We start from the raw sequence: 10,891 nt of genomic DNA, 5'->3' as shown, positions 1-10,891 counted from the left end.
GCATAGCGGAATACATAATGATACCAGTACGCACGCCTCACATACTCTGCCTCTCGGCCATTCTGCTGGCTGTACTTTTCTGCACGGTGCACTCCCGTGCGGAAGATGCCGATGCCACGTCCGGCCGCATATGGTCCGTGCAAACAGACTCCGCACGCAACCCGGCAGGAGCCGCTGCAGCAGTCCTCCGCCTGCGCGAGGAAGGACAGACCGACGCCCAGTTGCTCTTGCTGTACGGAACAGGCAACAGCCTATGGTACGTGGTGGAGTTGACCGCCACCCCCAACCTCTCCGCGGCACGGCAGGCAGCCGCAGCATTCCTGCGCTCAAGCGGACGCACACCTCTGGTGCGTTCTCTTGACGCCACGCTCCGCACTTCCCGGATAGTTTCCGACGAGCAGCTGCATGACACCACAGGCCTGAAGATATCAGTTCCCGAACAGTCCATTGCAGAGCCCCCGAAGCCGGTCATATCCGCCATTGATACGGAAAGCGCACCTCCCTCCGCTCCCGGACAGGACGAGGAAACCATGGCGACTGCTCCGACGATTGAGCAATACGAGCAGACACCGCCTGCAACCGTGCAGGAGGCCGCCGTGCGCAACGAAGAGGCTCCGCTTACCCCGTTCACAGCCGATTCGAAACAGGCGGAACTCATCATTGCCCGAAGCACCTTCAGGCAGGGAGACCTTGATCAGGCGTACGCCATGTACCGGACACTCCTCTCCAAGTACGGACCGGAGGAAGAGATTCTTGCCAGCTACACTGAAACCCTGATTGAAAGCAGACGCTGGGAAGAAGCCGAAAAAGAGCTTGCGGCATGGAGAGAACGACGTCCCGACAGCCTTGACGCCCTCAGGCAGACAGCCCGGCTGTACCTGCTTCTGGCAGAGGAAAACGGGAACTACGAAGCAAGTTATCCTTGGCTGGAGGCCGTTCTCGAACGCACCCCCGAGGATACCGGCATTCAGGCGGATTATGCCTATGCGCGCCTCAATGCGGGCGACTGGCACGGAGCCCTTGAACGATTCAGCGAGATATATGACGCCAACCCCGAGGACGAAAACGCGGCTGAAGTCATCCAAACCATCTATCGCGACCGCTGCCCGCAGTTACGCTTTGATTTCCGCTCCGAAACCCAGACCGGAAACGTTTCCATCAATACGCTGGAAACGGAATACAGCCAGCAGATAACCCCTTCGTGGCGCCTTGCTGCATCCGAAGAGCGCACCCGTATAGACAGAAGCAGTTCAAGCGACGGAACTCCGAGCATAGGCCGCGAAGTGCTGCGCCACGCCCTGCGTTCCCGCTACGACATTGACACGGAATGGACCGTCCTTAGCGGGGTCAGCTTCTTCTCCGGCAAGGGAGAGGGTCTTGGCGTTGAGGCCGGGGTGGAGCGAAGGGCCCTTCTGGGCGGCACGTTCCAACTGACAGGGGAATATAGCACCCCGTGGCTCTCCACACTGGATGCGGTGGACAGAGAGGGTACCACCGACACCTATACGGCGCGATATGAGAAAGCCCTGAACGATTTCTGGACCATGAGCGCCTCAGCAGGGGCTCAGCGCTATTCACTGGAAAACAATTCCGGTTACTCATGGCAGGAGCGTGAAGAGTTCGCCCTCACCCGCAGCATCCGCTATCTGCCCGACATCTCGGCATCCTACATCTTTACCAGAACCCGCCAGCACTACAGACAAAGCGATCCCGCCGATCGTCCCGTGGATCTGGTGGACAAGGAAGACATCCATACGCTGAGGCTCGACATGCTTCATTGGTACAATGAATATATCGGGTTGCGTACATTCGGTTCGGCGGGGTATGATGTGTTCCGCCTCTCCCCTGTCTACAACGCAGGCGCAGGCCTGCGCATACGGCTGGGAGAACGGGCTGATATCGATGTTGGCGCGGAATACAGTAGCGACACGGGACAGGCTGGCGGCGGAGAAGCCAAGGCCATCACCTCATCCATAATCTTCCGGTTCTAGAACACCATGGCAGTAACCCGACTCAATCCGAAAGCGGAATCCGGCAAGGGCCGCCTGATCTATATTGTAGAGACTCTGCTGGGCCTCATGCTCATCACGGTCTTGAACGTACTGCTGTTCAAGACCGACATAGGGTTCATGAAAGTACAGCCGCATCCCTACTGGATAGTGGTGATTCTTATTGCCGTGCGCTACGGCTTTTTCCCCGGCTTCTTCGCCGGTTTCATGTCCGGCATGCTCTATTTGCTGTTCAAGACGGCTACCATTCCGGATATCTCCCTGCTGGAGTTGCACTCCATTGAACTATGGGGCCCGCCGCTGTTGTTCTGGGTTACCGGCATGGCTCTGGGTGAAATCCGTCAGGGACACATGCGGGAACTGGACGCCGTGCAGACCACTCTCAAGGAAAGCCTCCAAGTCGCTGACGAACAGAAGAGGGAGCTCCAAACCCTTGAACAGGCCAAAGTGGAGATGGATACGCGCATATTCTCGCAGGAGCACACCCTCAGCACAATCTATGAGGCGGCTCAGGCGTTGCGCACCCTTGATGCGGACTCCATCTACATGGCCATTCTCGATCTGCTGCGCCAGTATCTCGATGTGGAGGAGTGTTCCATCTACATAATGGAAAACAACTCGTTCCAACTGAAGGCCTCGAAACGCACAACCTCACCCCGCCCCAAAGGCATTCTGGGACCGGAAACGGAACCGCTCTACACCGTCTACAAGGAACGCAAAGCCGTCACCATCGATGCTGCCCTGCGCAACGAATCCGACAACGCAGGCATGCTCATCGCGGCTCCGGTGCTCTCCAGCAGCGGGCTTGAGGCCGTGGGAGTTTTGGTTGTTGAACGGATGCCGTTCCTCAAGTTCAACCCCGCCTCCATACGCATGGTGGAACTGATCGCCGACTGGTGCGGAGCAAGCCTTGAAAACGCCCTGCTCCACCGGAGCACAAAGGAAAAACTCATCACTGACGAAATCGCGGACGTATATAACTACAAATATCTGCGCCGCCGTCTGAACGAGGAATTCCAGCGTGCCAAGCGGTACGGCCTTGAGCTTTCCCTGATTCATCTCGAAATTCCGGGGTTTACCGAGCGCATTCCGGAGGAACAGCAGGCAACGCTTATCGCCTTTGCCGCCGTGGTGCAGTCGCATCTGCGCAATATTGATCTTGTCTTCCTGCATGAACAACCGGGGGCCTTTGTTGTCGTGCTGCCCACCACCCCCCTGCAGGGGGCCAAGGTGGTGGTGAACAACATCGCCCGTGCATATCAGGCCCTTGTCATCATGAGCTTTGAACTTGAAGCAAACCTCATGGCTCTGCGGGTCGGAACGGCAGCCATGACGGCTGCTACTAATGATATGGACGAACTTCTGGCAGCAGTGACGGAGGACATTCATGACGCCGTTATCGCAGCCTGATCTCACAAACGAACATATCAGGAAGAGACGGCAGCGCACCCGGGCCTACACATTCCTTCTGGTTGTGTGCCTTGTCGCCATGGCCCTTGAAGGAGCTGCCTGCTTCGTACTGCTTGAATCCATTCCCCCCACGCCCCGCCAATGGATATTTGCAGCCGCACTGCATCTTGCATCATCCGCCCTGCCCCTGTTCTATGCCTACAAACCGGACAGCTTTCCGGGCGCTGGTTGGTATCTGCCCAAGCTCACCGGGCTGATTGCCCTGTTTCTGCCTGTAATCGGCATTGTGGGCATGCCCCTGACCATAGCCATCACCAGACGGTTCGTACACTCCCAAGGACTTGCGCACGACTTCGACAGGGATACGCTGAAACTCAGCGCCGAGGATGAGGTCGCCATCCGGCGCTCCATGGACGATCTTCTGCGGGAGGAACTCGCCACGCAGCCCATTGTGGACATCCTTCTGGGAGGAGACGAAGACCTGAAGCGTGGTGCCATCATGCTGCTCAAACGCATGAAAAGCCCGCGTGCCATAAGACTGCTGAAGGAAAGCCTTTCCGATGTTTCCACGGAAGTACGCTTCTTTGCCCACACGGCGCTCTCCCAACTGGAAGAAGACGCCATGGAACGACTTGAAAAGGCCGAAGAACTGGCCGCCTCCGGCGACAGCAGGGCAATCCGGGACTATGCAGTCACCTGCCGCGACTATGCCCACAGCGGTTTGCCGGAAGCCAGCATGAAGACCTACTACCTTGAAGAGGCCCGCAAGCTGTTCCGGCAGTATCTGGACAAGGAAAAACAGGATTACGCAACGCACATCGAGATCGGCAAAATATGCATAGAACTGAAGGATCACACCGCCGCACTGAACACCTTCTCCTTCGCACTCGATTATCCGGAAACCCATCTGGAAGGGAGACTGGGCCGTTGCTGGGTGTACTATGACATGCGCGACTGGCAACAGCTTCGGCGCGAGATGTACACCATGCGGGTCAACAAACCCGACACCCGCGACTCCGATGAATTCAACCGGGCCCTCTATGTATTCTGGGCCCAGCAGGATCAGCCATCCAAAGGCCCTGCGGGAGCACGGGCATGACAGCTGACGTATGCTTCATATTGGAAGGCTCGTACCCCTTTGTCGCGGGGGGGGTATCCTCATGGGTGCACAACCTCATCAAGGGGTTGCCGGACCTCACCTTCACAGCGCTCTGCATTCTGCCTTCCGAAAAGGAACAGCATCCCTACAAATATGAGCTGCCGGATAATTTTCTGCCACCCAAGGTGCTCTATATTCATGACGTGGAGAAGCCTCGCCGCAAGCTTTTCAAACGGTTCAGCAAGAAGCACATGGAAGAGATCAGATCGTTCCACAAAGCCATAGGCACTCTTTCGCACGACGATCTCAAAGCCATCATTGATGCGTTCCAGAATGACCGCTACCCCCTGTGGGAACTCATGCACGGCCCGAAGGCATGGGAATTTCTCGTCGAACAGGTGCAGACCAACGTACCCGACGCCCCGTTCATGAACTATTTCTGGACATACAGGTTTACGCACCTGCCCATGTTCAAAGCCCTTGGTGTGGACTTGCCCAAGGCACGCGTCTACCATTCCGTTTCCACGGGCTACGCGGGCCTTATTGGCGCTGTGGCACGCATCACACAGGCGCGGCCGCTCCTGCTCACCGAGCACGGCATCTATACGAAGGAACGAAAAATCGAGATAGCCCAGTCCGAATCGCTGCCGCAGAAGGAAGATGAACGCCTGCGGGTGCAAAAGGATCTGGGCCTGTACCAGCAGCTCTGGGTCAAAACATTTTACGCTCTGGGCAGAATTGCCTACCGCTACTCCGAGCGCGTCGTCACCCTGTATGAAGGCAACAGGCAGATACAACTCAAGGATGGCGCGGACCCTTGGAGGACGGAGGTTATCCCCAACGGCATTGACATTGACGGGTTCCGGCACCTGAAACCCGCCGACTACCCGTCTGAAACACAGGAAACCTTTACTGTCGGCTTTGTAGGCCGCGTGGTTCCCATCAAGGATGTGAAGACCTTCATCCGTGCCTGCAAGGCTGTATCGCTGAAGATGAGCAACGTGCAGTTCTGGATCATGGGGCCGACTGAAGAGGACGAAGCGTATTATGAAGAATGCGTTGATTTGGTCAAAGTACTGCAGCTTGAGCACGCGGTATCCTTCCTTGGCCGTGTCAACGTCCGCGAATACTACCCGAAACTCGATCTCGTGGTGCTGACCTCCATCAGCGAGGCGCAACCTCTGGTCGTCATGGAAGCCAACTGCGCCGGCATTCCCGTTGTGGCATCCGACGTAGGCGCGTGCCGCGAACTGCTTGAAGGACGCGTAGCCGAAGACCGCTCGCTCGGCCTCTCCGGTATTGTGACCCGCGTTGCCAACCCGGCAGAAACCGCCAACGGCATCATAAGCATACTTGGCGACAGCAGAACCCGCAGCCGCATGACCCACGCCGGCAGGGAGCGTATCGCCCGTTTTTACAGCGAATCTGCTCTCAATGCCCGTTATGACACGTTGTACAGGGAACTCATGGAGCATCCCGACTGGTCCGGCCCCGGCGGCACCGGTCCTTCTGGAAAGGAGGAATCATGGCGGGAATAGGCTTCGAACTGCGACGCATACTCGGCAAGGGGTCCTACCTGAACGAACTGGGCGCCTACCTGTACGCCGCGCTCATTTCCTCCGGCCCTTGGCTCATGAGTATTTTCACGCTTTCTGTGCTCGGGCTGTTCCGGGAACAGACCCTGAGCAATGTGGACCACGAGATATTCCGGGCCACCATCATCTATACCTATGCCTTTTCGCTCGTATTCGTGGGGTTCTTCCAACTGATTTCCACCCGCTACCTTGCGGACGAACTCTTCCTCGGCAGGGTGGAATCGACCATGCGCGCCTTCTGGAGCTGCTGTGCCGCAATCCTCTGCCTGGGCGTACCGCTCGCGACAGCCGCGTACCTGCGATTCGAGATTTCCGGTTACTACAAACTGCTTGCCGTCATGCTCTTTGCCGTGGTCAGCCTCATCTGGCTCGCCATGGTTTTCATTTCGTCGGTCAAGGACTACATCCAGATCGTTCTGGCCTTTGCCATCGGCACAGCCATCAGCATTGCCGGGGCGATATGGCTCAGCCACCCGCTAGGTGCCGAAGGGCACATGCTCGGTTATCTCATCGGACAAGCCATCATCTTCTACTGGCTTTTCGCACGACTTCTTGCCGAATTCCAAGTGGGGGCCATTTTCGACCGAGCCTTGTTCAGCTATTTCAAAAAATACTGGGAACTCGCAGTCATAGGCATCATCTACAATCTGGCCATATGGATAGATAAAATCGTTTTCTGGTTTGCGCCTGACTCACGAACCATCGTCCCCTATTTCAGGACGCACGACCTGTATGAAGGACCGATATTCTTTGCCTATCTGACCATTGTGCCCACGCTTGCCATCTTCCTCATGAAAGTGGAAACGTCTTTTTACGACCACTACAAACGCTACTACGCCAAGGTTCTTGAAAACCTTCCGTTTTACGCCATTCTGGAAGAAAAGGGACGCCTTGTTGACTCGCTGCATCATTCGCTGCGAGAAATCCTCATCATTCAAGGGGCCATCACAACGCTCTGCATTGCCTTTGCACCAGAGATCATCGCCATGGCCCAGCTTTCCCCCATACAAACCCCAGTCTACCGCATAGCCCTGACCGGCGCCTTCTTGCAGGTACTGCTGTCTGTTGTTATTATCATCTTGTTTTATTTTGACCTACGTAAGGAAGTGCTCATCGTTTCTTCGCTGTTCCTCGTTGCCAACGGCCTGTTCAGCTGGATCACCACCAATATGGGCGCCGGATTCTACGGTTACGGTTACTGCTATTCCTGCTTTGTGGCCCTGTTTGCCGCATACTGGCTACTGGATTGGAACATTCGCAACCTTGAATATATAACATTTGCCCGCCAGCCCATCGGTTAACACCCGCTCGGCACCTCGGCCCACTCTCGCAAGGACATACCATGCCCTCAGCATCCAGACCTGCCTGCCTTGTTACCGGTTGCGCAGGCTTCGTAGGAAGCCACCTGACCGATACCCTGCTTGCAATGGGATTTTCTGTTGTCGGAGTTGATATCCGCCCCGCAAGCGAAGCAAGGAACCTTGCGGAAGCTTTCAAAAACGATCAGTTCCACTATGTGGAGCGGGACATCACCCATCACGAAGTGCTCGCCTCGGCAACCGCCGTCTGTCCCGACATTCAGTATGTCTTTCATCTGGCTGCCGTGGTCATGGTTGCCTTTTCCATGGAACATCCGGAACTGACCATGGCCACCAACTATACCGCAACAAAGGCGCTGCATGAGGAGGCTATGCGGGCGGGCGCAAAGGCGTTCATCTTTGCTGGTTCCGCTGCCGAATACGGCGATGATCCCCGCCTGCCCCTCAGAGAGGAATACGCAACGGCGGAAACCGTCCACAACAGTCCTTACGGTCGTTCAAAGTACCTTTCCTCCACCCTCATGCAGGAAAGCGGTTTCGGCTGCTCGTTGCGTTTTTTCAATATCTTCGGACCGCGGCAGGATCCCAGCAGTCCATATAGCGGCGTTGTCTCCAAGTTCATCACGCAGGCTGTGGCCGGAGAGGATATGACCATTTTCGGAGACGGCGGTCAGACACGCGACTTCATCTATGTCTCAGACGTGGTGCAATCCTACCTCATAGCAGCAGGCATTGTTCCGGCTCCCTCCACAGGCAGCACGGCACCGCTTGGTGGCATCTTCAATGTGGGCACAGGAAACTCCATCAGCATCAAGCAACTCGCCGACAAGGTAGTAGCCAATACCGGCAAGGGCAGCAGCATCCTGTTCGGCCCCTGCCGTGCCGGTGATATTTACCATTCACAGGCTGACATTTCCCGCTTTACGAGGCAAACTGGATTCAAAGCTACTGTACCGTTTGAAGAAGGTCTCGACCGCACCATAAACTGGATGCGGACCGAACAGATTGATTAGGGGCTTAAGCCTCGTACATGGAAGTTGCATGATCACGAAAGAAATACTGGAATCCATTTCTCCCGAAGCGCGCGAAAAGGCCAAAACGTCTCTCAAGCTCCGCTTCAGGTATACAAACCACGACCATCCCTTCGTGGCGCAACTTATTCGTTTTGCATACAGCGAATTGCTGGAACGCCTCGCCCAAGGCATTGATACAGGAGAGATTCCGGAGCCGCCGACACCTTCGGAAAACCTGATGCCGCCAAGCTTCTCCCGCAAGTTCACCATGGACTCCATCCTTCAGCAGCGCATCAACCTCGTTGCACTCCCGCAACTGGTCGTTCAGCTACAGGAAGCGATTAATTCCCCCAAGGTCTCAGCCAGCGACATTGCCAAAATCATCAGCAACGACGTCAAGCTTACCGCCTCTCTGCTACGTCTCGTGAACAGCCCATTGTACGGACTGGTTTCCAAGGTGGAGACCGTCTCCAGAGCGGTTGCGATCATCGGTTTCAGGCCTCTGGCCAGCCTTGCCATGGGGGCGACGCTTATCAGCGGTTTCAACAAGCAATTGCACGGCACTTCGCTTGAAGAATTCTGGTTGCACAGCATTGCCTGCGCTTCCATTGCCAAACGGCTGGCTGAGCAAACCGGCAGGACTGAGCCCGAACGCTACTTTGTTGACGGTCTGCTTCATGATATCGGCCGCCTGTTCATTCTGGGCGGCTTTCCGGACGAGGCCGAGACCGTCTACAACTATGCCATCGGCCGCGGCTTGTCCCTGCATTTGGCCGAAGATGCTGTCTTCGGATTCAGCCATGTGGAGATCGGTTCCAACATACTCGACAAATGGAATCTAAGCCCTGCCACGACCCATGCCGTCCGTTTCCATCATACGCCGGATGAAGCGCCGGAGGATGACATCGACGATCATCACATCATCCACCTTGCAGATGCGATGGCCAAAGCGCTTGGTTACTATGCCCGAGGCGACTACTACGTCCCCACAGTCTCCCAGCTCTCCTGGGAGAAACTCGGACTCACGCCCCAGCAATTGGAAGAAACCATTGCCAACCTGCACCTTGAGATAGAAACCGTCTCGCAGATCATGCTGCATTCGTCGTTATAAATAGCGATAGCCTGAGAAAATCCCTCGTCTCATTGACGTGCAGGGCAGAATGTCATTAAAGGCATTCCTCGCTATTACGCTGACGTTTTCCCCACTGCTCTTTACTGCGTTTTATCGCAGAAACTACAGTGTTCGGCAGCCTGTTCATTTCCTACAACACATGCAAGGAGCCCCACCATGCAGACCCTTACAGGCAAACGTGTCCTTATGTTCGTGGACGATGTTTATGAAGACCTTGAGCTCTGGTATCCGAAGCTTCGTCTGGAGGAAGCCGGCGCGGAAGTTGTGGTCGCCGGTCCCCAAAAGGGCCACACCTACGCTGGCAAGCACGGCTATCCATGCACAGCCGATGCCGCCATTGCAGATATGGACCATAACACCTTCGACATGCTCGTGCTGGCTGGTGGATTCGCCCCGGACAAACTGCGCCGCGATCACAAGGTGCTGGAGATTACCCGCGCAATGCATGAAGCAGGCAAGCTTATTGCCCACATCTGCCACGCGGGATGGATCCCGATCTCTGCCAAGATCATGAAGGGCTATCGCTGCACATCCACTCCCGGGATCAAGGATGACCTTGAGAATGCGGGGGCCATCTGGGAAAACAAGTCCGTTGTTGTCGACCGCAACCAGATCAGCAGCCGCCGCCCATCCGACCTGCCGGACTTCTGCCGCGCCATTCTGGAATATGCGGCCGAAAAATAGGCTATTACAATTAAATGCTTGAAAGGCCCCATTGGGGCCTTTTTCATTTCATCCTACAAATTATGAGCAAGCGTTGTATCCAGCTGAATAGTGCTCGCAAGGAGTAGTACACCTTACTCACTGCTTATACCGCAACCCAATGCTGTCGAGGATTCCCATGACATCACAAGCAGACAGCACCACCCCAGACACATTCAAAGGGAAAGCAAAGAAGGGAAAATGCCCCTGCTTTCCCTCACAAAACATAAGGCCGATTGGAAGCGCTCCGCTTCCACGGCGGGATGGGTGCCCTTTCAATGGACAGCTTGGGCGAGGCAGGGGAGTCCAGAGGGGCCTTGCTGACCGGCTGAGGCCCTTCTGGTCCCGCTGAAGGCGGCAACGGGCAAAGCTAGCTAAGGCGTAATGTAGTCGGTGAAAGCCTACTCTAGATAATACTTACCAAGGCCCAGTTCGCAATACATGACAAAGGTAAAAGTAATAGGAAGGGATAAGAAGAAAGGATGGAAGGATGAGGCACTACCCCCAAAACAGAAAAACTCCGGCCCTCATCGGTTACCGGAGTTTTTCGTTTTGGAAATAAGTCTTGGCGGCGGCCTACTTTCCCACCAGCTCCCTGGCAGTATCATCGGC

The 10,891-nt window shown here is 55.8% G+C and carries 8 protein-coding genes; all 8 read left to right on the top strand.

Annotated elements, in window-relative coordinates; all coding sequences use genetic code 11:
• The first annotated feature begins 17 nt into the window (after positions 1 to 17).
• Positions 18 to 1,991, top strand: a complete 1,974-nt coding sequence (locus N1030_RS00040) for a tetratricopeptide repeat protein (protein WP_265826910.1) — start codon at positions 18 to 20, stop codon at positions 1,989 to 1,991.
• A 6-nt stretch (positions 1,992 to 1,997) separates the two neighbouring features.
• Positions 1,998 to 3,419, top strand: coding sequence for a sensor domain-containing diguanylate cyclase (locus tag N1030_RS00035; protein ID WP_265826909.1), 1,422 nt, complete (start codon positions 1,998 to 2,000; stop codon positions 3,417 to 3,419).
• Positions 3,397 to 4,518 carry a HEAT repeat domain-containing protein gene (locus tag N1030_RS00030; protein ID WP_265826908.1) on the top strand — a complete coding sequence of 374 codons (1,122 nt, stop codon included), beginning with the start codon at positions 3,397 to 3,399 and terminating at the stop codon, positions 4,516 to 4,518. The genes N1030_RS00035 and N1030_RS00030 overlap by 23 nt, the downstream gene beginning before the upstream one ends.
• A complete protein-coding gene (gene pelF, locus N1030_RS00025; RefSeq protein WP_265826907.1) occupies positions 4,515 to 6,056 on the top strand; it encodes a GT4 family glycosyltransferase PelF in 1,542 nt (513 codons plus the stop codon). Before N1030_RS00030 ends, pelF begins: the two co-directional genes overlap by 4 nt.
• Positions 6,044 to 7,414, top strand: a complete 1,371-nt coding sequence (gene pelG, locus N1030_RS00020; protein WP_265826906.1) for an exopolysaccharide Pel transporter PelG — start codon at positions 6,044 to 6,046, stop codon at positions 7,412 to 7,414. The genes pelF and pelG overlap by 13 nt, the downstream gene beginning before the upstream one ends.
• Before the next feature lie 41 nt (positions 7,415 to 7,455).
• The gene (locus N1030_RS00015; protein WP_265826905.1) at positions 7,456 to 8,445 is read left to right on the top strand and encodes an NAD-dependent epimerase/dehydratase family protein; all 990 of its coding nucleotides are present in this window, start codon (positions 7,456 to 7,458) and stop codon (positions 8,443 to 8,445) included.
• Positions 8,446 to 8,473: 28 nt separating this feature from the next.
• Positions 8,474 to 9,556, top strand: a complete 1,083-nt coding sequence (locus N1030_RS00010) for an HDOD domain-containing protein (protein WP_265826904.1) — start codon at positions 8,474 to 8,476, stop codon at positions 9,554 to 9,556.
• Between the two features lie 177 nt (positions 9,557 to 9,733).
• Positions 9,734 to 10,261 (top strand): type 1 glutamine amidotransferase domain-containing protein, encoded by a 528-nt coding sequence (locus N1030_RS00005; protein WP_265826903.1) that lies wholly within the window; start codon positions 9,734 to 9,736, stop codon positions 10,259 to 10,261.
• Positions 10,262 to 10,891: the final 630 nt, after the last annotated feature.

Source organism: Desulfovibrio mangrovi (assembly GCF_026230175.1).
Taxonomy (GTDB): domain Bacteria; phylum Desulfobacterota; class Desulfovibrionia; order Desulfovibrionales; family Desulfovibrionaceae; genus Halodesulfovibrio; species Halodesulfovibrio mangrovi.
Note: the sequence above shows the minus strand (reverse complement) of the source record. Positions and strands in the feature narration are given on the sequence as shown.

Bases quoted from the DNA above. Each gene is read 5' to 3' on its own strand.
- N1030_RS00040 (WP_265826910.1), top strand. From the start codon at position 18: ATGATACCAGTACGCACGCCTCACATACTCTGCCTCTCGGCCATTCTG.
- N1030_RS00035 (WP_265826909.1), top strand. From the start codon at position 1,998: ATGGCAGTAACCCGACTCAATCCGAAAGCGGAATCCGGCAAGGGCCGC.
- N1030_RS00030 (WP_265826908.1), top strand. From the start codon at position 3,397: ATGACGCCGTTATCGCAGCCTGATCTCACAAACGAACATATCAGGAAG.
- pelF (WP_265826907.1), top strand. From the start codon at position 4,515: ATGACAGCTGACGTATGCTTCATATTGGAAGGCTCGTACCCCTTTGTC.
- pelG (WP_265826906.1), top strand. From the start codon at position 6,044: ATGGCGGGAATAGGCTTCGAACTGCGACGCATACTCGGCAAGGGGTCC.
- N1030_RS00015 (WP_265826905.1), top strand. From the start codon at position 7,456: ATGCCCTCAGCATCCAGACCTGCCTGCCTTGTTACCGGTTGCGCAGGC.
- N1030_RS00010 (WP_265826904.1), top strand. From the start codon at position 8,474: ATGATCACGAAAGAAATACTGGAATCCATTTCTCCCGAAGCGCGCGAA.
- N1030_RS00005 (WP_265826903.1), top strand. From the start codon at position 9,734: ATGCAGACCCTTACAGGCAAACGTGTCCTTATGTTCGTGGACGATGTT.